The sequence below is a fragment of the Pseudomonas sp. FW305-7 genome (assembly GCF_058786735.1).
The window spans coordinates 1-22,532 of the sequence record NZ_JBYSZA010000044.1 but is presented as its reverse complement, the minus strand read 5'-3'; the positions used below and the strand labels follow the sequence as shown (position 1 = coordinate 22,532).

At 60.4% G+C, this 22,532-nt stretch carries 19 protein-coding genes; 9 read left to right on the top strand and 10 right to left on the bottom strand.

The window, feature by feature from the left end; all coding sequences use genetic code 11:
- Nucleotides 1–213: 213 nt before the first annotated feature.
- The 4 genes from AC3WMT_RS29435 to emhA all read right to left on the bottom strand — a co-directional run bounded on the left by AC3WMT_RS29435 (nt 214) and on the right by emhA (nt 7,696).
- The gene (locus tag AC3WMT_RS29435; RefSeq protein ID WP_103307029.1) at nt 214–1,473 is read right to left on the bottom strand and encodes an OprD family porin; all 1,260 of its coding nucleotides are present in this window, start codon (nt 1,471–1,473) and stop codon (nt 214–216) included.
- Nucleotides 1,474–1,913: 440 nt separating this feature from the next.
- The gene (gene emhC, locus AC3WMT_RS29430) at nt 1,914–3,374 is read right to left on the bottom strand and encodes an efflux RND transporter outer membrane subunit EmhC (protein WP_103307027.1); all 1,461 of its coding nucleotides are present in this window, start codon (nt 3,372–3,374) and stop codon (nt 1,914–1,916) included.
- Entirely contained in the window at nt 3,371–6,535 is a 3,165-nt protein-coding gene (emhB, locus tag AC3WMT_RS29425) for an efflux RND transporter permease subunit EmhB (RefSeq protein WP_103307025.1), read from the bottom strand. Before emhB ends, emhC begins: the two co-directional genes overlap by 4 nt.
- A gap of 3 nt (nt 6,536–6,538) precedes the next feature.
- Nucleotides 6,539–7,696: an efflux RND transporter periplasmic adaptor subunit EmhA gene (gene emhA / locus AC3WMT_RS29420; protein WP_103307024.1), complete on the bottom strand. Its 1,158-nt coding sequence runs from the start codon at nt 7,694–7,696 to the stop codon at nt 6,539–6,541.
- Nucleotides 7,697–7,963: 267 nt separating this feature from the next.
- Here emhA and emhR point away from each other — a divergent pair, with 267 nt between their 5' ends.
- Nucleotides 7,964–8,596 carry an efflux system transcriptional repressor EmhR gene (gene emhR / locus AC3WMT_RS29415; RefSeq protein ID WP_103307022.1) on the top strand — a complete coding sequence of 211 codons (633 nt, stop codon included), beginning with the start codon at nt 7,964–7,966 and terminating at the stop codon, nt 8,594–8,596.
- 403 nt (nt 8,597–8,999) lie between these two features.
- Here the strand turns inward: emhR and AC3WMT_RS29410 are convergent, their stop codons facing one another.
- The 3 genes from AC3WMT_RS29410 to AC3WMT_RS29400 are packed head-to-tail and all read right to left on the bottom strand — an operon-like array spanning nt 9,000 to nt 11,572.
- Nucleotides 9,000–10,049, bottom strand: coding sequence for an alkene reductase (locus AC3WMT_RS29410; RefSeq protein WP_103307020.1), 1,050 nt, complete (start codon nt 10,047–10,049; stop codon nt 9,000–9,002).
- A 30-nt stretch (nt 10,050–10,079) separates the two neighbouring features.
- On the bottom strand, nt 10,080–11,246 hold the full coding sequence (locus AC3WMT_RS29405; protein ID WP_103307019.1) for an MFS transporter: 1,167 nt from the start codon (nt 11,244–11,246) through the stop codon (nt 10,080–10,082).
- 5 nt (nt 11,247–11,251) lie between these two features.
- Nucleotides 11,252–11,572, bottom strand: coding sequence for an ArsR/SmtB family transcription factor (locus AC3WMT_RS29400; RefSeq protein WP_103307017.1), 321 nt, complete (start codon nt 11,570–11,572; stop codon nt 11,252–11,254).
- Between the two features lie 171 nt (nt 11,573–11,743).
- Between AC3WMT_RS29400 and AC3WMT_RS29395 the strand changes: the two genes are divergently transcribed.
- On the top strand, nt 11,744–12,322 hold the full coding sequence (locus AC3WMT_RS29395) for an acyl carrier protein phosphodiesterase (protein ID WP_103307016.1): 579 nt from the start codon (nt 11,744–11,746) through the stop codon (nt 12,320–12,322).
- A 125-nt stretch (nt 12,323–12,447) separates the two neighbouring features.
- Here AC3WMT_RS29395 and AC3WMT_RS29390 read toward each other — a convergent pair whose 3' ends face one another.
- The gene (locus AC3WMT_RS29390) at nt 12,448–13,239 is read right to left on the bottom strand and encodes a lysophospholipid acyltransferase family protein (RefSeq protein WP_103307014.1); all 792 of its coding nucleotides are present in this window, start codon (nt 13,237–13,239) and stop codon (nt 12,448–12,450) included.
- Nucleotides 13,239–13,994, bottom strand: a complete 756-nt coding sequence (gene olsB, locus AC3WMT_RS29385) for an L-ornithine N(alpha)-acyltransferase (protein ID WP_103307013.1) — start codon at nt 13,992–13,994, stop codon at nt 13,239–13,241. Before olsB ends, AC3WMT_RS29390 begins: the two co-directional genes overlap by 1 nt.
- A gap of 153 nt (nt 13,995–14,147) precedes the next feature.
- Here olsB and AC3WMT_RS29380 point away from each other — a divergent pair, with 153 nt between their 5' ends.
- From AC3WMT_RS29380 to AC3WMT_RS29360, 5 genes are all read left to right on the top strand, one after another.
- The gene (locus tag AC3WMT_RS29380) at nt 14,148–15,026 is read left to right on the top strand and encodes an acyl-CoA dehydrogenase middle domain-containing protein (RefSeq protein WP_103307012.1); all 879 of its coding nucleotides are present in this window, start codon (nt 14,148–14,150) and stop codon (nt 15,024–15,026) included.
- Between the two features lie 181 nt (nt 15,027–15,207).
- Complete coding sequence (locus AC3WMT_RS29375) at nt 15,208–16,281, top strand: serine hydrolase domain-containing protein (RefSeq protein ID WP_103307010.1); 1,074 nt, start codon at nt 15,208–15,210, stop codon at nt 16,279–16,281.
- Entirely contained in the window at nt 16,278–16,574 is a 297-nt protein-coding gene (locus tag AC3WMT_RS29370; RefSeq protein WP_103307009.1) for an amidase, read from the top strand. Before AC3WMT_RS29375 ends, AC3WMT_RS29370 begins: the two co-directional genes overlap by 4 nt.
- 218 nt (nt 16,575–16,792) lie before the next feature.
- A complete protein-coding gene (locus tag AC3WMT_RS29365) occupies nt 16,793–17,383 on the top strand; it encodes a YceI family protein (protein WP_103307007.1) in 591 nt (196 codons plus the stop codon).
- Between the two features lies 1 nt (nt 17,384).
- Nucleotides 17,385–18,542 (top strand): phospholipase D-like domain-containing protein, encoded by a 1,158-nt coding sequence (locus AC3WMT_RS29360; protein ID WP_103307005.1) that lies wholly within the window; start codon nt 17,385–17,387, stop codon nt 18,540–18,542.
- A gap of 132 nt (nt 18,543–18,674) precedes the next feature.
- On the opposite strand, the gene bglX is transcribed toward AC3WMT_RS29360, so the two are convergent.
- Nucleotides 18,675–20,966, bottom strand: a complete 2,292-nt coding sequence (gene bglX, locus AC3WMT_RS29355; protein ID WP_103307003.1) for a beta-glucosidase BglX — start codon at nt 20,964–20,966, stop codon at nt 18,675–18,677.
- 262 nt (nt 20,967–21,228) lie between these two features.
- Here bglX and AC3WMT_RS29350 point away from each other — a divergent pair, with 262 nt between their 5' ends.
- Together AC3WMT_RS29350 and AC3WMT_RS29345 are read left to right on the top strand one after the other, a co-directional pair.
- On the top strand, nt 21,229–21,837 hold the full coding sequence (locus AC3WMT_RS29350; protein WP_103307001.1) for a LemA family protein: 609 nt from the start codon (nt 21,229–21,231) through the stop codon (nt 21,835–21,837).
- 13 nt (nt 21,838–21,850) lie between these two features.
- A partial coding sequence (locus AC3WMT_RS29345) for a TPM domain-containing protein (protein WP_103307000.1) occupies nt 21,851–22,532 on the top strand: 682 nt, incomplete at its 3' end.

Sequence of the window (22,532 nt, the reverse complement as noted above, 5' to 3'; positions counted from 1 at the left end):
TCAGCATTGTCTTCCGATGACAGCCTGGCTCAAGTCTTGGGGACCAACATCAACAGATAACGGAAGTGGGAGAGGTCGTACGCCTGAGTCCTTCAGGTTTTTTCAACTCTACCCGACGTCGAACAAAGTGCCAGCGCTCCTGACGGATGGCTCGCTGATATCACCTTTTATGCAGGAACTGCCGCAGCCTGCGGCAGCTCCAGGGGATTGAGGTTAGAGCAAGCTGATCGGGTAGCTGATGATCAGGCGGTTCTCATCGAACTCGTTGTTGCTGAAGTCCCGGCGCATGGTCGAGTTGCGCCATCTGACGTTGAGGTCCTTGAGCGTGCCGCTCTGCACGGTGTAACCCAGTTCCGATTCGCGGCCCCATTCCTTGCCATCGGTGATGGTGCCGGTGTGCACGTTGTCGCCGCTGATGTAGCGGTTCATCAAGGTCAGACCGGGGATGCCAAGTGCGGCAAAGTTGTAGTCGTGGCGTACCTGCCAGGAGCGTTCCTGTGCGTTGTCATAACTTGAGTTGTAACTGTCGTTGGCCAAGGTGCCGCCGCTGGTGCCGTTGACGCGCATCCACGCGCTGTCGCCTGTGAGCTTTTGCAGGCCGACGTAGAAGGTGTTTCCGCCGTATCGGGCCGAGAACATGCCGGACCAGGTCTTGTTATCGAGATCACCGGCGCGGGCGCTGCCGTCGTCCTTGCCGTAGAAGAAACCGAGGTTGGCGCCCAGTGTCCAGTCACCGAGTGGCTGGCTGTGGACCAAGTTGACGTATTGCTGGCTGTAGATGTCCTTGAGCTCGGCATTCCACACACCGATCTGCGTACGTTTTTCGTTGAAAACGTATTCACCGCCCTGAAAGTTGAAGCGATCGGAGGTGAACGCAGCTTTGCCGAACATCGACATGTCGCTCATGCTGCTGTCGTCGCGCGGGCTGTTGGCGCGGAACTGGCCGCCGTAGAGGGTCAGGCCGTCGATTTCCCTGGAGGTGATCTGGCCGCCACGAAAGGTTTGCGGCAGCGAGCGGCCGTCATCCGAACGCAGGATCGGCAGCACCGGCATCCATTCGCCAACCTTCACTTCGGTCTGCGACAGCTTCGCCTTGAAAGCGACGTTGGTACGACCGAAGTTGTCCGCCGGGCGACCGTCGTGATCCAGCGGCAACAACTGCGAGCCGCCGGTGCCTTTGCCGCCGTCGAGCTTCACCGAATACAGGCCGAGCACGTCCATGCCGAAACCGACGATGCCTTGGGTGAAACCGGATTTGGCGTCGAGGATGAAGTTCTGCGTCCACTCTTCAGCTTTGCCCTGTGCTTTGGTCGGGTTGGTGAAGTTGCGGTTGATGTAGAAGTTGCGCAGGTTGAGATTGACCTTGGCCCCTTCGATAAAACCGCCTTCTTCAGCGGCAGCGGGCAGGGCAGCGCCAGCGAGGGCCAGGGCGATCAGGCCGGGGAATGCGTACGGCGCAGTGGGATGTGTCATCGCAGGATCTCTTTGTTATTTTTTTGGGTCGAACGAGTCCCGTTGCCGCCGTTTGCGGGGCAGACAGGGTTATGCAGATTCGGGATGAGGCGGCGGAGATCAGCCGGACAGGGCAGGGCGCGGGGGCATGGTGTCGAACCTGTTGTTATTGGTTTTGTGGGACGAATGGTGCGGGGCGCGCAGGCGTGGTTTCAATCGGAGAAAGCGGGTTCTGGGCGATTATCGAACCAAGATTGATGATGATTTTGCCGCGGCTGTGCGGGCCTCATCGCTGGCAAGCCAGCTCCCACAGTGATCTGGCTGGATGCAGAAATTGAGAACACCACAAAACCTGTGGGAGCTGGCTTGCCAGCGATGGGGCTAGTTCAGGCAATACAACTTTATGGCAGGCAACAAAAAGCCCACCAATCGGTGGGCTCCTTGTGTTCACCTGATGATGATCAGAACAACTTCATCTTCGGTGCTTCTTCTTTCAGCGGTTCGTTCTGCGCGGTTTGCGCATTCCAGCCACCGCCCAGGGCCTTGTACAGGTTGACCGCACTGGTCAGCTGCGCGAGGCGGTCGGTGATCAGCGCTTGTTGCGCGCTGAACAACTGACGCTGGGCATCGAGGAAGGTCAGGTTGCTGTCGACGCCGATGCGGTAACGACGTTCGGCCAGGCGGTAGTAATCCTGGTTGGCCTGAACGAAATCACGCTGCGCTTGCAACTGCTCGGTGTAGGTCTGGCGTGCGGCCAGGCCATCGGCGACTTCCTGGAAGCTGGTTTGAATTGCCTTTTCGTAGTTCGCCACGCCAATGTCCTTCTGGATCTTGGCGTAGTCGAGGCTGGCGCGCAGGCTGCCGGCGTTGAAGATCGGCAGGTTGATCTGCGGCTGGAACAGCCACGTCCCCGAACCACCCTTGAACAGACCGGACAGGTCCGGGCTCAGGCTGCCCGCGTTGGCGGTCAGGCTGATGCTCGGGAAGAACGCGGCACGGGCGGCGCCGATGTTGGCGTTGGCGGCCTTCAGGTTGTACTCGGCCTGGAGGATGTCCGGACGACGTTGCAGCAGGTCCGAAGGCAGACCGGCCGGTACGTCGCTGAGCAGATCATCCGACAGCGGTTTGGCCGCTTGCAGGTTGGCCGGGATGCCGGTGCCGAGCAGCAGGGTCAGGCTGTTTTCGTCCTGCGCCACCTGGCGGGTGTACTTGGCCAGTTGTGCACGGGCGTTTTCCACCGAGGTACGCGACTGCGCCAGATCCAGCGCCGAGGCGACACCGACTTCATTGCTGCGGCTGGTCAGCTTGTAGCTTTCTTCGAAGGCACCGAGGGTGTCTTGCGTCAGCTTCAGCAGTTCCTTGTCGGCTTGCCAAGTCAGGTAAGCATTGGCGACGCTGGCGACCAGGCTGATCTGGGTGCTGCGGCGCGCTTCTTCAGTGGCGAAGTATTGTTGCAGCGCTTGTTCGCTCAGGCTGCGAACCCGACCGAAGAGGTCGAGTTCGTAGGCGCTGATGCCGACGGTCGCGGAGTAGGAACTGGTGATGTTCGAATCACCGGTCCCCGAAGCACGGGCCGGAACCCGCTGACGGCTGCCACTGGCATTGGCCGAAACCGCCGGGAACAGGTCGGCGCGCTGGATGCGGTATTGAGCCGCATAGGCGTCGATGTTCAGTGCCGCAACACGCAGGTCGCGGTTGTTTTCCAGCGAGACCTGGATCAGCTGTTGCAGGGCCGGGTCATGGAAAAACTGCTTCCAGCCCTGCTCGGCAGCGGCCTGCGCCGGTGCCTGGGCCGGCGAGTACGCCGGGCCCTGCGGGTACTGGCCTGCGACCGGAGCCTCAGGCTGCTGATAATCAGGTATCAGCGAGCAACCGCTCAGCACGAAGGCGGCGACTGCGAGGGAGAGTAGCGACTTGCTCATTGGCCAGCCTCTTTAGGAGTTTCTTTAGTTTCATCCTGGTTGGCGTTTTTACGCTGACCCATGGACGAAACCGTGACGAAGAACAGTGGGACCCAGAAGATCGCCAGGATCGTGGCGGTGATCATACCGCCGATTACCACCGTACCGATGGCGTGTTGGCTACCAGAGCCCGCGCCGGTGGAAATAGCCAGCGGTACCACACCGAGAATAAACGCCAGCGAGGTCATGATGATCGGACGCAGACGCATGCGGCAAGCCTCGATAGCTGCGTCGCGCAGGCTGGCGCCCTGTTCGTGCAGCTCCTTGGCGAACTCGACGATCAGAATGGCGTTTTTCGCCGCCAGACCGATGGTCGTCAACAGACCCACCAGGAAGTACACGTCGTTGGACAGACCGCGCAGACTGGTCGCCAGCAAGGCACCGATGATCCCCAGCGGCACCACGAGCACGACTGCGATCGGAATCGACCAGCTCTCGTAGAGCGCCGCCAGACACAGGAACACCATCAACAGCGACAGCGCGAACAGGGCCGGGGCTTGCGAACCTGCCAGACGCTCTTCATAGGACAGACCGGTCCAGGAGATACCGACACCTTTTGGCAGTTTCGCCGCGATGGCTTCGACTTCAGCCATGGCTTCACCCGTGGAGTAACCCGGAGCCGGAGCACCGAGAATTTCCACCGCCTCTACGCCGTTATAGCGTGAGAGCTTGGGCGAGCCGTAGATCCACTCGCCCTTGGCGAACGCCGAGAACGGAACCATGGTGCCGCTGGCGTTGCGTACGTACCACTTCTTCAGATCTTCCGGGTTCATGCGCGAATCCGGCTGGCCTTGCACGTACACCTTTTTCACCCGACCGCGGTCGATGAAGTCGTTGACGTAGCTACTGCCCAAGGCAATCGACAAGGTGTTGTTGATGTCGCTGATGGTAACGCCGAGGGCACTGGCCTTCTCGTCGTCGATTTCGAGCTGGAACTGCGGCTCGTCGTTCAGACCATTCGGACGCACCTGCGACAGCACCTTGCTCTGCGCCGCCATGCCGAGGAACTGGTTGCGTGCTTCCATCAACTTTTCGTGACCAATACCGGCGCGGTCTTGCAGGAACACGTCGAAACCGGTGGCGTTACCCAATTCCAGTACCGCCGGCGGGGCGAAGGCGAACACCATCGCATCGCGGAAGGTAAAGAAGTGCTGCTGGGCGCGAGCGGCCAGTTTGAACACGCTGTTGTCGGCGTCACGTTCGTGCCATGGCTTGAGCATGATGAACGCCATACCCGAGCTTTGACCACGGCCGGCGAAGTTGAAGCCGGTTACAGTGAACACCGATGCTACCGTGTCACCTTCACCGCCATCCTTGGTCGGCCGCAGCAGGTACTCACGCATTTCATCCACGACCACCTGAGTGCGCTGGGCACTTGAGCCGGCCGGTGTCTGCACTTGAGCGAACAGTACGCCCTGATCTTCTTCCGGCAGGAAGGACGAAGGAATGCGCATGAACAGCCAGATCATGCCGATCAGAATCAGCGCGTAGGCCAGTAAATACGGGACCTTTTGACGCAGGATGTTACCGACGCCGCGCTCGTAGCTTTTGACGCTACGGTCGAAGTTGCGGTTGAACCAGCCGAAGAAGCCTTTTTTCGGCGTGCCATGCTCACCATGAGGAATCGGTTTGAGCATGGTCGCGCAGAGCGCCGGAGTGAAGATCAGAGCTACCAGCACCGACAGGGCCATGGCCGAGACGATGGTGATCGAAAACTGCTTGTAGATCACGCCGGTCGAGCCACCAAAGAAGGCCATCGGCAGCAGTACTGCCGACAGTACCAAGGCGATACCGACCAGTGCGCCCTGGATCTGGCCCATGGACTTTTTGGTCGCTTCCTTCGGAGACAGCCCTTCCTCAGCCATCACCCGTTCGACGTTTTCCACCACGACGATGGCATCGTCCACCAGCAAGCCGATGGCCAGCACCATACCGAACATGGTCAGGGTGTTGATGCTGAAACCGGCGGCGGCGAGGATGCCGAACGTACCGAGCAATACCACCGGCACGGTCATCGTGGTGATGACGGTGGCGCGGAAGTTCTGCAGGAACAGGAACATCACCAGGAATACCAGCACGATCGCTTCGACCAGGGTTTCAACCACACCCTTGATCGACTCGGTCACCACTGGAGTGGTGTCGTACGGGAATACCACTTCCATCCCTTGCGGGAAGAATGGCTTGAGGCTGTCGATGGTGGTGCGCAGGGCCTTGGCCGTGTCCAGGGCGTTGGCGCCGTTGGCCAGTTTCACTGCCAGACCGGAAGCCGGGCTGCCGTTGAACTGGGCGCTGATCGCGTAGTTTTCACCACCCAGACCAACGTCGGCGACGTCTTTCAAGCGAACCTGCGAGCCGTCCTTGTTGACCTTGAGCAGGATTTCCTTGAACTGCTCGGCGGTTTGCAGACGGGTCTTGCCGATGATCGTCGCGTTCAGTTGCTGACCTTGCACGGCCGGCAAGCCGCCGAGCTGACCGGACGAGACCTGGACGTTCTGCGCCGCAATGGCGGTTTTCACGTCGACCGGGGTCAGGTTGAAGTTGTTCAACTTGGCCGGGTCGAGCCAGATACGCATCGCGTACTGGGCACCGAAGACCTGGAAGTCACCGACACCGGCGGTGCGCGAGATCGGGTCTTGCATGTTCGACACGATGTAGTTGGACAGGTCGTCCTTGGACATGCTGCCGTCACGCGACACAACGCCGATCACCAGCAGGAAGTTCTTCACTGCCTTGGTCACACGGATACCTTGTTGCTGCACTTCCTGCGGCAACAGCGGGGTCGCCAGGTTCAGCTTGTTCTGAACCTGTACCTGTGCGGTGTCGGAGTTGGTGCCTTGCTCGAAGGTCGCGGTGATGGTCATGCTGCCGTCGGAGTTACTTTCCGACGATACATAACGCAGGTTGTCGATACCGTTGAGCTGCTGCTCGATCACCTGGACCACGGTGTCCTGCACGGTTTGCGCCGAAGCACCCGGGTAGGTCACGGAGATTGCAATGGCCGGTGGCGCAATGCTCGGGTACTGGTTGATCGGCAACTTGAGGATCGATAGTGCCCCGACCAGCATGATCACCAGGGCAATTACCCAGGCGAAAATCGGACGGTCGATGAAGAATTTTGACATGGGTTACTCCCCTTTGCCGCCGGCGGCTTTGTCAGCTGCCTGTGCGGGGGCCGGGTTCTTTGCGCCGACATTGGTCGCTTCGGTCGGTTTGACCTCGGCACCGGGTTTGACGAATTGCAGGCCTTCGGTGATCAGGCGATCGCCGGCCTTCAGTCCGTCTTCGATCAGCCACTGGCTGCCGACGGTGCGGCTGGCCTTGAGCTGACGCAACTCGACCTTGTTGTCCGGACCAACGACCAGTGCGGTCGGTGTGCCTTTGAGGTCGCGGGTCACACCCTGCTGCGGGGCGAGGATCGCGGCGCTGTTCACACCAGCCTGCAATTGGGCGTGGACGAACATGCCCGGCAGCAAGGTGTGATCCGGGTTCGGGAACACGGCGCGCAGGGTCACGGAACCGGTAGTCGGGTCGACCGATACTTCGGAGAATTCCAGCTTGCCGTCGAGCTTGTACTGGCTGCCGTCTTCCAGGGTCAGCTTGACCGCTGCAGCGTTGTCGCCGGATTTTTGCAGACGACCGCTTTCCAGCTCGCGACGCAGTTCCAGCAGTTCAACCGACGACTGCGTGACGTCGACGTAGATCGGGTCCAGTTGCTGGATCACGGCCATGGCGTCAGTCTGGCCGTTGCTGACCAAGGCACCTTCGGTGACCGAAGAACGACCGATACGGCCCGAGATCGGCGCGTAGACCTTGGTGTAACGCACGTTGATCTGCGCGCTCTGCAATGAAGCTTCCGATTGCAGACGGTTGGACAGTGCGGTGTCGTATTCCTGACGGCTCACAGCCTGTTCATCGACCAGTTGCTTGTAGCGGTCGGAGATCGACTTGGTCGAACGCAGGTTGGCTTCGGCGCTTTTCAGGGTCGCTTCATAGACCGATGGATCGATCTGATAGAGCTGCTGGCCGGCCTTGACGTCGGCACCTTCCTTGAACAGACGCTTGAGAATGATGCCGTTGACCTGCGGTCGAACTTCAGCAATGCGGAACGCACTGGTGCGGCCCGGCAGTTCTGACGTGAGGGTAAACGCTTGTGGTTGCAGGGTGACGACGCCGACCTGAGGGGGCGGAGCGGCCGGTGCCGCTTCTTCCTTTTTACATCCGCTGAGCAGCGATGCCAGGGCGACGGCAGTGACCAGAGCGGTAACAGCTGGCTTGAATTGCATGAAGATCCTCGGGTCAGGCGCGCAAAAAACGCACAAGAAGTGTGGAAGGGTAAAAAAAGAGTGTCGGGTGGATAAGTAGCTTGCTAAGGAATATACTTACGTTCATGGTTGTTTGTAAACACCTTGGCCGCGTACCCACCCTGTTACAAAAGTCGTTGCAAGGTTCGAAATTGTAGGCCGGGGAGTCGATTCGCGAAGAGATCGCCCCCTTTTTATTCAGCGGATATTCAGCCATCCCTGAAACATCCTGTTTGAGGTTTTACTGCCATGGTCCGTCGTACCAAAGAGGAAGCTCAAGAAACCCGCAGCCAGATCCTGGAAGCGGCAGAGAAAGCCTTTTATGAAAGGGGCGTCGCTCGTACGACGTTGGCGGACATCGCGACCATGGCCGGTGTCACGCGCGGCGCGATCTATTGGCATTTCAGCAACAAAGCCGATCTGGTCCAGGCCATGCTCGACAGCTTGCATGAGCCGCTGGATGAACTGGCCAAAGCCAGCGAAAGCGAGGATGAACTGGACCCGCTGGGCTGCATGCGCAAATTGCTGATTCATTTGTTTCATCAAGTTGCGCTGGATCCGAAGACCCGACGCATCAACGAAATTCTGTTTCATAAGTGCGAGTTCACCGATGAAATGTGCGATTTGCGCCAGCAGCGCCGGGCGGCCAGTCTCGATTGCAATCTGCGTATCGGGCTGACCCTGCGTAATGCGGTGAATCGCGGCCAGTTGCCGGAAGATCTCGACACTGCCCGTGCGGCCATCAGCATTCATGCCTATATTGATGGCCTCCTGTACGGCTGGCTGTTGGCGCCGGACAGTTTTGAACTGCATGCCGAAGCCGAGCGCTGGGTCGACACTGGGCTGGATATGCTGCGCCTGAGCCCCAGCCTGCGCAAATGAAAGAAAAGAGCAATTGGCGCAGCTTATGTCAACTGGCCTGCTTTTATAAACGTTTGAGGCGCGGAGTTTATACGTAGCGAGCTACGGATTTTGTAGGGAATTTGTGTCTCCTGTGTGAACGAATGTGCCTGCTTGCCCTCACCCAAGCCCTCTCCCAGAAGGAGAGGGGACTGACCGAGGTGTTCTTTCGAGATACACCGACCTGAGATATCCGGTCCAACTCCAGATTTGAAAAGCACACAGATCGGCTCCCTCTCCCTCGGGAGAAGGCTGGGCGGGCGGCGTTCCGATGAGGGGCTACTTACTCAGCTGCGCAATCAATCTCCAGGCGAACACAAAAAAGCCCCCGGCTCTCACAAGTCGGGGGCTTTTGCGTTTTTGCTGCCTTGTACTGAATAGCTGCTTACAGCGTCGGGTAGTCGATGTAGCCGACCGGGCCCTTGGCGTAGAACAACTCTGGACGCGGCTCATTCAACGGCGCATCGGCCTTCAAACGTGCCGGCAGATCCGGGTTGGCAATAAACGGTACACCGAACGCCACCGCGTCAGCCTTGCCGCTGGCCAGCCACGCGTTGGCGCTGTCCTTGGTGAAGCGTTCGTTGGCGATGTACGGGCCGCCGAAGGCTTCTTTGAGTTGTGGGCCGAGGCTGTCGGCGCCTTCTTTCTCGCGGGAGCAGATGAACGCGATGCCACGTTTGCCCAGCTCACGCGCCACATAAGTGAAGGTTTCAGCCAGATTGTCATCGCCCATGTCATGAGCGTCGGCGCGCGGTGCCAGGTGCACACCGACACGGCCGGCGCCCCAGACGTCGATCGCCGCGTCAGTCACTTCCAGCAGCAGACGTGCACGGTTTTCCAAGGAGCCGCCGTAGTTGTCGGTGCGCTGGTTGGTGCTGGTTTGCAGGAACTGGTCGAGCAGGTAACCGTTGGCGCCGTGGATTTCCACGCCGTCAAAACCAGCGGCCTTGGCGTTCTCGGCACCGGTGCGGTAGGCGTCGACGATGTCGGCGATTTCAGCGGTTTCCAGAGCGCGCGGGGTCGGGTAGTCGGACAGTGGGCGCACCAGGCTGACGTGACCTTTCGCTTGAACCGCGCTCGGTGCAACCGGCGCTTCACCGTTGAGGTACGACGGGTGGGAAACCCGGCCGACGTGCCACAGTTGCAGGAAAATCTTGCCGCCGGCAGCGTGAATGGCTTTGGTCACGTTGGCCCAGCCGCGCACTTGATCGTTGGACCAGATGCCCGGGGTGTCCGGGTAGCCAACGCCCATTGGCGTCACTGAAGTGGCTTCGCTGAGGATCAGGCCTGCGGAGGCGCGCTGTACGTAGTACTCGGCCATCAGCGCGTTCGGTACGCGGCCTTCGTCGGCGCGGCAGCGGGTCAGCGGAGCCATGATGATGCGGTTCGACAGCTCGACGTCGCCCAGTTTGATCGGATCGAAAATTGTTGCCATGAAATACAACCCTCGTAGTGAAGTGGTTAATCAGTTGGTCGCGGGGGCCAGCTCGGCATTGCCGTTCTGACGGAAAGTAATCAGGGTCACCAGCAGGGCGAGCACCGCCAGAGCGGCTGCGGCCAAAGGCACGCTGGTCAGGCCGAAACCGTGGGCGATGACGCTGCCGCCGACCCAGGCACCAAGCGCGTTGCCGACGTTGAAAGCACCGATATTCAGGGTCGAAACCAGGTTCGGTGCAGCCTTGCCGAAGGTCACCACGTTGATTTGCAGGGCCGGCACTGCCGCGAAGGAGGCGGTGGCCCAGAGGAACAGGGTGATTTCGGTCGGGATCAGCGCGACGCTGGTCCAGCTCAGCACGGTGGAGACCACCGCCATCGCCACGAACACGCCGATCAGCGTGGCGCCGAGGCGTTTGTCGGCCAGCTTGCCGCCGATGATGTTGCCGACGGTCAAACCGAGGCCGATCAACAGCAAAGTCCAGGTCACGCCTTTTGGCGAAACGCCGGTGACATCGCCGAGCAACGGCGCGACGTAGGTAAAGAGGGTGAACATCGAGGCGGCGAACAGCGCGGTCATGCTCAGCGACAGCCAGATACCGGCGCCTTTGAGCGCGGCCAGTTCGGCGCGCATGTCGAGTTTTTCTTCGTCACGCTTGGCCGGCAGAAAGCGGATCAGACCGATCAGCGCGATCACACCGATCACGGTCACTGCCCAGAAGGTCGAACGCCAGCCGGCTTCCTGACCCAGTGCAGTGCCCAGCGGCACGCCGAGGACGTTGGCCAGGGTCAGACCGGTGAACATCAACGCGACCGCCGAAGCGCGTTTGTTCGGCGCTACCAGACCGGCGGCTACCACCGAACCGATACCAAAGAACGCACCGTGGCACAGCGCAGTGACGACACGGGCGAACATCAGCACGTTGTAATCACTGGCCAGCGCACAGAGCAGGTTGCCGACAATAAAAATCCCCATCAACGCGACCAGTGCAGCCTTGCGCGGCAATTTGGCGGTGGCCAGTGCCATGAAAGGCGCACCGATGGCCACGCCCAGGGCGTAACCGGTCACCAGCCAGCCAGCGCCGGGAATCGACACACCGAGGTCGGCCGCCACATCGGGCAGCAGGCCCATGATGACGAACTCGGTGGTGCCGATGGCGAAGGCGCTCAAGGCCAGAATGAGTAGCGAGAGGGGCATTTGAATCAATTCCTTGTGGGAGCGCTGAGCTCTTTGACGATGGCGTCGAGGAACGCCTGAATCACGTCTTCGTTGCGTTTGAAGAAGTGCCACTGACCGGCCTTCTGGCTGCTGATCAACCCGGCGCGCTGCAGGGTGGCCAGGTGCGCCGATACGGTCGACTGCGACAGGCCGCAGCGTTGGTCGATCTGCCCGGCACAGATGCCGTACTCGTGGTTGTGGATCTGTTCCGGAAACTGGGCTTTGGGGTCTTTCAGCCAGATGAGGATGTCTCGCCGTACTGGGTGTGCCAGGGCTTTTATTATTTCGTCGAGGTCGATGTTCATGGCTTGGGGCTCGTGATGTCTGTAGCGCTATATCGCGATGAGGCGAACTTTAAATCGGTACTTCGCGATATACCAATATGAATTTGATCTGACGACCGCATAAATCGGTATATCGGGTTATAACGATACGTTGGGTGTAGCGATGAAAGCGCGCAGTGCTAAGCTGCGCCCATGAACTATCTCGCACATTTGCACCTCGGTGGCCAGCGCCCCGAGCAATTACTCGGCAGTCTGTATGGCGATTTCGTCAAAGGGCGGCTGCAAGGGCAGTTTGCGCCGCAGGTTGAAGCGGCGATTCAACTGCATCGACGGATTGACGTGTTCACCGATCGCCATCCGTTGGTGGACATCGCGCTGGGGCGCTTTTCCGCGACCCGACGGCGGTATGCCGGGATCGTCCTCGATGTGTTTTTCGACCATTGCCTGGCGCGGGACTGGCGCTTGTATGCCGATCAACCGCTGGAGCAGTTCACCGCCGACGTCTATCGGGTGCTGTCCCGTGAGCGGCAATTGCCCGAACGCCTGGCGAAGATCGCCCCGCACATGGTCGCCAACGACTGGTTGGGTTCGTACCGCGAGTTTGAAGTGCTGGAGCAGGTGTTGCGCGGCATCTCCCGGCGTCTGACTAAGCCGGAAGAACTGGCGGGGGCGATGCAGGAATTGCGGCGGTTGTATGAGCCGCTCAGTGAGGACTTCGCGTTGTTCTACCCGCAATTGCAAGACTTCGCACAATCCTCAACAACACCCTGAATCCCTGTGGGAGCTGGCTTGCCAGCGATGGCGTCGGCACATTCAACATTCGTGTCGGCTGGTCTACCGCTATCGCTGGCAAGCCAGCTCCCACAGGGGCCGAGGGTGATTTCTGGATTGGTGTTTCAGGCGGCGATGGCCGGGCGCATCGGGGTTTGTTGCTTTTCCGGAATCGCGCCAAACAACGCCTTCTGCACCGCCTGCTGCGCGTCAAACGCCAGCGCCGCACGCTCCCGGCCCTGGCAGGCAATCGGCTTGAGCAGATGCACTTCGACATCGCCGCAATCGTTGCTGAACAAACGCATCAGGTGCGACAGCAGATCATCGTCACCAATGAACGGCGCCAGCGAGTCGATCTCACCGTCGCGCAAATAACGAATGGCCACCGGTTGCAGCATCACCTCCGAATCAATCGCCGCCGACAGCAGGCGCCCGTGAAACGTGCGCAGCGAGCGCCCGTCCGTGGTCGTGCCTTCCGGGAACATCAGCAGCGAATGATCGCTTTGCAGGTGACGGGTCATCTGTTTGCGGATCAACTGGCTGTCGCCCGAACCGCGACGGATGAACAGGCTGCCAGCCTTCGCCGCGAGCCAACCGGCCACCGGCCAGGTACGCACTTCGGCCTTGGACAGAAACGACAACGGCGTGAGCATGCCCAGCAGCGGGATATCGGTCCACGACACATGGTTGCTGACCCACAGCATCGGCTGCTTCGGCAATTCACCGTGAACTGTCACGCGAAAGGGCAGGGCGTTGCTCAGGCGCGCCATAAAAAACCGCGACCAGCGCTGGCGACGCTCCATCGAATGCGCCAGGCCAATCCGTTCAAACACACCGAAGACGCTGGCCATGCTCAAGCCCAGCGAGACCACCAGCAGCACTCGCGCAATCCGCGCGTACACCCGCAACCGGCTCATCACACGGCCGCCTTGAAATGCTTGGCGTAGCGCGGGCAGAGTTCGTCGCGTTTGAGCAGGATGAACACGTCCGCTACCTGGAAGTCTTCGTCCCAGCACGGCTCGCCACAGATCTTCGCGCCCAGACGCATGTAGGCCTTGAGCAGCGGTGGCATCTCCGCAATCACGTTGGAGGGGATATCCAGCGTCGGCAGCGGATTTTTCGGTTCGGCGCGTAAATGCTCGGTGCACAGATAACGTTCGCGCAGGCGTTGCATGATCGCGTGAGCCTGAATGCCGCCGTCCTGCATCGGGATGCTCGCGCAGCCCATCAAGTAGCTGTAGCCACCCTGATTCAACACTTCGGCCAACTCCCCCCAAAGCACGGCGATGGTGCCGCCATTGCGGTAGGCCGGGTCAACGCAGGTGCGGCCGATTTCGAGGATCGGGCCTTGCAGATGAGCGAGGCCATGCAGGCTGAATTCTTCTTCGCTGTAGAACTTGCCCAGGCTGCTGGCGGCGGTGTGATCGAGCAAACGGGTGGTCGCCACCAGGCGCCCGGTGTTCAGATCACGCACGCCGATGTGGCTGCAGTGAACATCATAATCATCCATGTCCAGACCCAGTTCCGCGCCTTTCAGTTTGGCGTTGAACTCGCCACTGAAAACGCTGAAGCGCAAGGCCTGGGCTTGCTGCAAGGCCTCGGCGCCGATCAGGCGTTCGGCTTGCAGGCGGCGTTCATTGCCGGTGTCGCTGATGCGGGCGATCTGAGTCATGTGAATCTCCGTACGGGCCTTTAACCCGTCGTGGGTTGCAGCCGATCGACTTTCTTTATGCAGCCGTGTTGTGCAAAGTCAGGCTATGTAGCCCCGGTGTCATCGCCATGAAAGTTTGGTGATGCTTATATGACAGCCCACAAGGAGCCTCTTATGCCCTGGCCAGATCTGCTGCAAAGCCGTGAACGATTGCCCGCCGTTGCTGACCTTGCCGAAGGTTTTGCGACGTTGTTGCATCAACTGGGCAACGTCACGCCGTTCCAATTGGCGGTCGCGGGCGGGCGGCGGATGGCGACGCCGGGGCTGGCATTTCTGGTCGGTTATCAAGCGGCGTTGCGTATGTTGTGGCCGAGTGCGCCGCTGAGCCTCGGCGCGTTGTGTGCGACCGAACAGCGCAGCTTGCGCCCGGCGGACATGCAGACGCGGTTGAGCGATTTGCGTCTGACTGGCCGCAAGGATTTCGTCACCGCCGGTGATGCGGCGGACTGGTTATTGATCGCCGCGCGCAGTGAGGAACCCGGCGAGGAGCCGCGACTGAGCCTGGCGGTGGTGTATCCCGGCGAACCCGGCGTGACAGTGGAAAAGCTGCCGGCGCTGCCGTTGATGCCGGACATCAGCCACGGTCGCTTGCACCTCGACGGCGCGCTGTGCGAACTGCTTGCCGGCGACGGTTGGGACGCTTACGTCAAGCCGTTTCGCACCCTTGAAGATGTCTATGTCTTGAGCGCAGTGACCGCGTGGCTGTATGGCGTCGGGCAGGACAGCGACTGGCCGCAGCCACTGCAATTACGCTTGCTCGCGTTGCTGGCCGGTTGTGCGGAAGCGAGCCGGCAGCCGCCGAACAATCCGCCGGGGCATGTGTTGCTGGGTGGGTTGTTTGCGCAGTTTGAATCGCTCAAGACCGAAATCGATCAGGCGCTGGCCGCCAGTGATCCCGAGTGGGCAGCGATGTGGCAGCGCGATCAGGGCGTGATGCAGTTGGCGGCGGGGGCTCGGGCCAAGCGGCTGGCCAAGGCTTTGGCGGAGGCCTGACAGGCCTCATCGCTGGCAAGCCAGCTCCCACAGGGTTCTTTAGTGGATACAAATTTTGTGAACACCTGTGCAACCTGTGGGAGCTGGCTTGCCAGCGATGGCGGTTTCATGAGCAACAAAAATCGCCAATCTGTCATCAACCCCGACTAGGCTCAGCAGGTTCATTTCCAGAGCCGTCACCATGTTTAAAGGCCTGTTGCTGTTTCTGCTGCTGCTCAGCTTTACCGTTCAAGCCGAGCAATGGCCCGGCGAACAATGGCCGGTCGGCCCCCGGATCACGGCGGTTGAAGATCTGCAGAGCTATGCCTTCCCGACTCGCGATGACACTACCCGCAAAGGCGTCCGCACCGATGCCCTGCTGATCATCCGCGACGGCCAGATCATCTACGAACGCTACGCCGGCCCGACTACCGAACTGACTCCGCACCTCACCTGGTCGATCAGCAAAAGCCTGATGGCCAGTGTGCTCGGCGTGGCTTATGGCGAAGGCTTGTTCAAGCTTGAAGACCCCGCCGTGAAGTTTTACCCGGCGCTGCACAAACACCCGGCGATCAAAATAGCCGACCTGCTGCACTGGGCCTCCGGCATCGACTGGCAAGAAGATTACGAATACGCCCCGCTGAAATCTTCGGTGGTGGCGATGCTGTATACCCGTGGCCACCGCGACATGGCCGCGTTCACTGTTGATCACGACAGCTACGCGGCGCCGGGGCAGGCGTTCCGTTATTCCAGTGGCGACAGCAACCTGCTCGCGGCCGCGTTGAAAACCATCGTCGGCCCGCAGCGTTATCCCGACTATCCATGGACGGCGCTGTTCGAACCGTTGGGCATTCGCCACGCCGTGTGGGAAACCGATGCCAGCGGCACGTTTGTCGCGTCTTCCTACGCCTACCTGACTGCCCGGGATCTAGCGCGGGTCGGTCTGTTAATGGCTCGCGACGGGCGTTGGCATGATCGGCAATTGCTGCCCAAGGACTGGCTCGCCTTTAACCTGAAACCTTTCAACGGATACAAGGCCCATCAGGACGAAGCCGTCCCCGGCGGTCAGTGGTGGCTCAATCGCCCGGCGGATGGCGCGCCGTTACCCTGGCCCGATGCCCCATCCGACACCTTCGCCGCACTTGGCCATTGGGGGCAGGCGCTGTACGTGATTCCCAGCGAGAAAATCGTGATCGTGCGCTACGGCGATGATCGCGACGGCAGCTACCGCCACAACGAATTGCTCAAGCGTGTGCTGAAGGCGGTGCAGCCATGAAGCGCTTCTTGCTGGTGCTGCTTGTCGTGCTGCTCGGCTGGGGCGTCTACGAACGGGAAAATCTGTGGGCCTTTCCGGACATCATCAGCGCCTACACCGCCAAGGAATATTGTTCCTGTCGGTACGTGATGAACAATGACGCCGAGTATTGCCATGGCTACGTAAAACAATGGCTGCCGACCAGCCAATTCACCGATGACAGCACCCGCAAAACCATCACCGTCAGCGGCATGGGCCGCCACAACAGTGCGCAATGGCAAAGCGAGCGTCAGGGCTGTCGCCTCGATCCCTGAGCACACCCAATCCACCTGTGAATAGAAGCCCCTGTGGGAGCTGGCTTGCCAGCGATGACGGAGTGTCAGTCACACATGTACCGCCTATGCCGGCGCAATCGCTGGCAAGCCAGCTCCCACAGGGAGTTAATCAATCGGTGGATTTGCGGTGATCGAGTTTGCAATAACCGTGGGGGCGGTTAAGGTTCGTGCAGGTTTATCGGCCCCACGAGTGTTCAATGTTCAACCGCTCCCTCTTCACAACCCTGTCCAGCCTGCTGCTGGCCGCCGCTGCGCTGCCGGCGCAGGCCAATTGGTATCTGGACGGCGAGTCGTCGCGGCTGTCGTTTGTCAGCACGAAAAACGCGCATATTTCCGAAGTGCAGCGCTTTCTGGTGCTGCACGGCAAGGTCGACCCCAACGGCCGCGCCGAGGTTGAAGTCGAACTGGACTCGATCAACAGCGGCATCCCGTTGCGTGACGAACGCATGCGCAAGGAGCTGTTCCAGATTGAGCAATTCCCTGAAGCCATCATCACTACGCAAATCGACCTGCGCCCGATCAACGATCTGGCCCCCGGCGCGCAACTGGAATTGCGTCTGCCGCTGACCGTCAACCTGCACGGCAAGCAACACGAATACCCGGCCGAGCTGTTGGCGACTCGTCTGGATGACCGACGTTTTCAAGTGGTGACGCTGGAACCGCTGGTGATCAACGCCGAGGATTTTGACCTCGTCCCGGGTCTCGACAGCCTGCGCAAACTGGCCGACCTGTCGGCCATCAGTCTGTCGGTGCCGGTGGGTGCGGTGCTGATTTTCACGGCGCGCTGACATGCGTGGCGCAATCTTCCCGTGGCGTGACGGCAACCGCTTCGAATTGTTGATCGACGGCCCGCAGTTCTTCCCGCGCATGCTGGTGGAGATTGCCCGTGCCGAAGAACAGGTCGAGCTGGAGTTGTATCTGGTCGAGGCCGGAGCCTGCGCCGAGGCCGTGGTGCAAGCGCTGGTGCAAGCCGCCGAACGCGGGGTGCGAGTGCGTTGCCTGTTCGATGATTACGGCAGCCTCGCGTTTACCCTCAACCTGCGTCAGCGCCTGATCCATGCAGGCGTCGAACTGCGCTTCTACAATCGCCTGAACTGGCGGCGCTGGGTCGGCAACTTCTATCGTGATCACCGCAAATTGCTGCTGGTCGATCAGCGTCTGGCAGTGGTCGGCGGCACGGGTGTCACCGATGAATTCTGGACACCGGGTCAGGACACCAGCGAATGGCACGAGGTGATGGTGGAAATCACCGGCCCGCTGGTGCTCGACTGGCAGGTGCTGTTCGACCGTCAGTGGATCGCCAACCGTCATCGACGGGCATGGAAGCCGTCGGCGCATGTCGGTCTGCCACGCTTGCCCAAGATGCCGGACTTGGGCGAGGGCATGGGCCGTGTGGCCTACGCCGATGCGCGTCAGCACCGCGACATTTTGCAGTCGCTGTTCCGCGCCTTGAACAGCGGGCAGAAACGCATCTGGATGGCTACGCCGTATTTCCTGCCCACCTGGAAGATTCGCCGCTCCCTGCGCAAGGCTGCGGCCCGTGGTGTCGACGTACGGTTACTGCTGACCGGGCCGCGCACCGATCACCCGTCGGTGCGTTACGCCGGGCATCGTTACTACCCGCGCCTGCTCAAGGCTGGCGTGCAGATCTTCGAATACCAGCCGTGTTTCCTGCACCTGAAAATGGTCCTGGTGGATGACTGGGTGAGCATCGGCTCGTGCAACTTCGACCACTGGAACCTGCGCTTCAATCTGGAGGCGAATCTTGAGGCACTGGACCCGTCGTTGACGGCAGCGGTGGTCGCGAGTTTCGAGAAAGACTTTGGCTTGAGCCAGTTGGTGAGCCTGGAGGAGTGGCAGCGCCGACCGTTGTGGCGGCGGTTCAAGCAGCGGATTTGGGGATGGGTGGATCGGTTGGTGGTCAACATCCTCGATAGACGCGGGTAACCGGAACCCCAAAAATCATTGTGGGAGCTGGCTTGCCAGCGATGAGGCCATCACATTCAACATCTTAGTTGACTGTCAGGCCGCCATCGCTGGCAAGCCAGCTCCCACAAGTTTTATGTGTTTCCTGAAAAATTACAGCAACTCGAAGCTCTGCTGCGTCACGTCCTGCGAATCCAGGCCGATCTGCACGTTGAACTTGCCAGGTTCTGCCGCGTACTTGAGCTGGGCGTTGTAGAACTTCAGGTCATCCTCGGTGATGGTGAAGTGCACGACTTTCTGTTCGCCGGCCTTGAGCATGATTTTCTGGAAGTTCTTCAGCTCTTTTACCGGGCGGATCATCGAACCGGTGACGTCCTGGATGTACAACTGCACCACGGTTTCGCCGTCACGCTTGCCGGAGTTCTTCACCATGACGCTGGCGTCGAGCTTGCCGGTGGCGTTCAGCGTGGTCGATGACAGCGCCATGTCGCTCAGGGCGAATTGGGTGTAGCTCAGGCCATAACCGAACGGGAACAGGGGACCGGTGGTGTCATCGAAATACTGCGAGGTGTAGTTGCCCGGTTTGCCCGGCGTGAACGGCCGGCCAATGCTCAGGTGGTTGTAGTAGGTCGGAATCTGGCCCACGGAACGCGGGAAGGTCACCGGCAGTTTGCCCGAAGGGTTGTAGTCGCCGAACAGCACGTCAGCGATGGCGTTGCCGCCCTCGGTGCCGCTGAACCAGGTTTCCAGGATCGCGTCAGCCGACTGGTTTTCTTCGAGGATGGTCAGTGGGCGGCCGTTCATCAGCACCAATACCAGCGGTTTGCCGGTAGCTTTCAACGCACGGATCAGCTCGCGCTGGTTTTCCGGGATGTTCAGGTCGGTACGGCTGGAGGATTCGTGGGACATGCCACGGGACTCGCCGACGGCTGCGACGATTACGTCGGCGTCCTTGGCAGCTTTTACCGCTTCATCGATCAGCACGTTGGCCGGACGCGGGTCATCGACCACTTCCGGGGCGTCGAAGTTGAGGAAGTTCAGGTAGTCGAGGACCTTCTTGTCGCTGGTGATGTTGGCGCCACGGGCGTAGATCAGGTTCGCCTTGTCGCCGATGAGTGCGTTCATGCCGTCGAACAAGGTCACCGATTGTGCTGGACGCCCGGCGGCAGCCCAACTGCCCATCATGTCGATCGGTGCCTTGGCCAGCGGGCCGACCAGCGCGACTTTCGCGTCTTTCTTCAGCGGCAGGGTTTCGTTCTGGTTCTTCAGCAGGACCAGACTGCGACGCGCGACCTCACGGGCCTCGGCGCGGTGCAGACGGCTTTCGGCGTAAGTGTCGGCCGGATCATCTTCAGCCTTGCCGATGCGCAGGTACGGGTCCTTGAACAGGCCCATGTCGTACTTGGCCGCGAGGACTTCGCGCACCGCGTTGTCGATGTCTTTCTGTTCGATCTCACCGGACTTGAGCAGCCCCGGCAGCTCTTTGCCGTACAGGGTGTCGTTCATGCTCATGTCGATGCCGGCCTTGATCGCCAGCTTCGCCGCTTCACGACCGTCACGGGCGACGCCGTGCTTGATCAGCTCGAAGATCGCCCCGTGGTCGCTGACCGCCAGGCCTTTGAAGCCCCAGTCCTTGCGCAGCAGATCGTTCATCAGCCAGGTGTTGGCGGTGGCCGGAATACCGTTGATCGAGTTCAACGCGACCATCACGCCGCCGGCGCCGGCATCAATCGCGGCGCGGTACGGTGGCAGGTAATCCTGGTACATCTTCACCGGGCTCATGTCGACGGTGTTGTAGTCGCGGCCACCCTCGACCGCGCCATACAAGGCGAAGTGCTTGACACTGGCCATGATGCTGTCGGCGGCGCTCGGGGTCTCGCCCTGATAGGCCTTGACCATGACTTTGGCGATGCGCGAGGTCAGGTAGGTGTCTTCACCGAACCCTTCCGAGCTGCGGCCCCAGCGCGGGTCGCGGGAGATGTCGACCATCGGCGCGAAGGTGATGTCGAGGCTGTCGGCGGCGGCTTCTTTGGCGGCAACGCGCCCCGACTGGCCGATGGCGTCCATGTCCCAGCTTGAAGCCAGAGCCAGTGGAATCGGGAAAATCGTACGGTGACCGTGGATGACGTCGTACGCGAAAAACATCGGAATCTTCAGGCGACTGCGCATCGCCGCGTCCTGCATCGGACGGTTTTCCGGGCGGGTGATCGAGTTGAACGTGCCGCCGATATTGCCGGCGGCGATCTCTTTGCGGATCAGCTCGCGGGGCATTTCCGGGCCGATGCTGATCAGGCGCAACTGGCCGATTTTCTCGTCGAGGGTCATTTGCTTCATCAGGTTGCTGATGAACGCATCCTTGTTTTCCAGGGGTACCGGGGTCGTGGCGGCCAGTACTTGATGACTGGCCAGGCTGACGAACAGACCCAGCAAACACAGCTTCTTCATGAATATTTTTCTCAAGGGCCCAAACGGCAAATGCGATGCCGGCCAGCCAAAAGTTAGGGAGCGACTATTGTTGTTCGGGTACAGGCTCAAACAAGCAGAGCCAAAAACGGCAGCCGACACTTGGCAGCATGATCACGCAGGGCACTTTTTAGCCCATTGCCCCGTCGTAATCCAGCGACGCGGCCGATTATGCCCCAAGAGCCGGCCGAGAATGTTTCGCACCCGGTTTTTATAATGAAATGTGCCAAGGAGCATCACCGCGATGAATGTCAGTCCAACCTATCGCTCGCGCTTGCAGGTCGCCACGCTGCTAGTGCTCGCCACGCTGCTGACGGCGTGCGGCATCAACAACATCCCGACCCTCGACGAGCAGGCCAAAGCGGCATGGGGCCAGGTGCAGAACCAGTACCAGCGCCGGGCCGATCTGATCCCCAACCTGGTGGAAACGGTGAAAGGCTACGCCAAACATGAAGAGGAAACCCTGACTGCCGTGATTGAAGCGCGGGCCAAGGCGACCTCGATTCAGGTCGATGCCAGCACCCTCGACAACCCGGAAAAACTCAAGCAGTTCCAGCAGGCGCAGGACCAACTGACCGGCGCGCTCAGCCGTCTGATGGTGGTGTCCGAGCGTTATCCAGACCTCAAGGCCAACCAGAACTTCCTCGCCCTGCAATCGCAACTTGAAGGCACGGAAAACCGCATTGCCGTGGCGCGCCGCGATTTCATTCTGGCGGTACAGAAATACAACACCGAGATTCGCACCTTCCCCGGCCGTCTCTGGCACAGCGTTATGTACAGCGACTTGCCGATTCGCGAAACCTTCGAAGCCACCACGCCCGGTGCAGAAAAGGCCCCGGAAGTGAAATTCTGATCCGGGGTTGCCCATGCGCGTATTGAAGATGGGCCTGGTGCTGATGCTGTGGCTGTTCGCCGTCAGCGCCCGGGCCGAGTTGACGTTCCCGGCACTGAGCGGGCGCGTGGTGGACGAAGCGCAGATGCTTGAACCCTCGGTGCGCGCGCAATTGAGCCAACAGTTGCAGGCCCATGAACAAGCGACCGGCGAGCAATTGGTGGTGGTCACGCTGCCGGATCTGCAAGGCACTACCATCGAGGACTTCGGCGTTCAGTTGGGGCGGCACTGGGGCATCGGCCAAAAAGACAAGAACAACGGCGCGCTGCTGATCGTCGCCCGGGACGAGCGCAAATTGCGCATCGAGGTCGGCTACGGTCTTGAGGATCGGCTGACCGATGCGCAGACCTCGGTGATCATCCATCAAGTCATCACCCCGGCCTTCAAAAGCGGCAATTTCAGCAAGGGAATCAGCGACGGTGTCGCGGCGATGCTGGTGGTGCTGGGCGGCAATCCGCTGGACGAGCCGTCGACGGTTTATGAGTCGAGCGGTGATCCTTCTGACGACTTCATTTCCCGGCACCCGGCGTTGTTCGTGTTTCTGGTGATGTTGTTCATCCTGACGGTGTTTGTCTGCCAGATGCTCGGTATCCTTCCCGCCGGCCGTGGCGGCTCCGGTGGCGGCGGTGGTTTCGGCGGTGGCGGCGGATTTGGTG

Excerpts from the sequence above, each read along its gene's own strand:
- AC3WMT_RS29435 (WP_103307029.1), bottom strand. The coding sequence starts at position 1,473 with ATGACACATCCCACTGCGCCGTACGCATTCCCCGGCCTGATCGCCCTG.
- emhC (WP_103307027.1), bottom strand. The coding sequence starts at position 3,374 with ATGAGCAAGTCGCTACTCTCCCTCGCAGTCGCCGCCTTCGTGCTGAGC.
- emhB (WP_103307025.1), bottom strand. The coding sequence starts at position 6,535 with ATGTCAAAATTCTTCATCGACCGTCCGATTTTCGCCTGGGTAATTGCC.
- emhA (WP_103307024.1), bottom strand. The coding sequence starts at position 7,696 with ATGCAATTCAAGCCAGCTGTTACCGCTCTGGTCACTGCCGTCGCCCTG.
- emhR (WP_103307022.1), top strand. The coding sequence starts at position 7,964 with ATGGTCCGTCGTACCAAAGAGGAAGCTCAAGAAACCCGCAGCCAGATC.
- AC3WMT_RS29410 (WP_103307020.1), bottom strand. The coding sequence starts at position 10,049 with ATGGCAACAATTTTCGATCCGATCAAACTGGGCGACGTCGAGCTGTCG.
- AC3WMT_RS29405 (WP_103307019.1), bottom strand. The coding sequence starts at position 11,246 with ATGCCCCTCTCGCTACTCATTCTGGCCTTGAGCGCCTTCGCCATCGGC.
- AC3WMT_RS29400 (WP_103307017.1), bottom strand. The coding sequence starts at position 11,572 with ATGAACATCGACCTCGACGAAATAATAAAAGCCCTGGCACACCCAGTA.
- AC3WMT_RS29395 (WP_103307016.1), top strand. The coding sequence starts at position 11,744 with ATGAACTATCTCGCACATTTGCACCTCGGTGGCCAGCGCCCCGAGCAA.
- AC3WMT_RS29390 (WP_103307014.1), bottom strand. The coding sequence starts at position 13,239 with ATGAGCCGGTTGCGGGTGTACGCGCGGATTGCGCGAGTGCTGCTGGTG.
- olsB (WP_103307013.1), bottom strand. The coding sequence starts at position 13,994 with ATGACTCAGATCGCCCGCATCAGCGACACCGGCAATGAACGCCGCCTG.
- AC3WMT_RS29380 (WP_103307012.1), top strand. The coding sequence starts at position 14,148 with ATGCCCTGGCCAGATCTGCTGCAAAGCCGTGAACGATTGCCCGCCGTT.
- AC3WMT_RS29375 (WP_103307010.1), top strand. The coding sequence starts at position 15,208 with ATGTTTAAAGGCCTGTTGCTGTTTCTGCTGCTGCTCAGCTTTACCGTT.
- AC3WMT_RS29370 (WP_103307009.1), top strand. The coding sequence starts at position 16,278 with ATGAAGCGCTTCTTGCTGGTGCTGCTTGTCGTGCTGCTCGGCTGGGGC.
- AC3WMT_RS29365 (WP_103307007.1), top strand. The coding sequence starts at position 16,793 with ATGTTCAACCGCTCCCTCTTCACAACCCTGTCCAGCCTGCTGCTGGCC.
- AC3WMT_RS29360 (WP_103307005.1), top strand. The coding sequence starts at position 17,385 with ATGCGTGGCGCAATCTTCCCGTGGCGTGACGGCAACCGCTTCGAATTG.
- bglX (WP_103307003.1), bottom strand. The coding sequence starts at position 20,966 with ATGAAGAAGCTGTGTTTGCTGGGTCTGTTCGTCAGCCTGGCCAGTCAT.
- AC3WMT_RS29350 (WP_103307001.1), top strand. The coding sequence starts at position 21,229 with ATGAATGTCAGTCCAACCTATCGCTCGCGCTTGCAGGTCGCCACGCTG.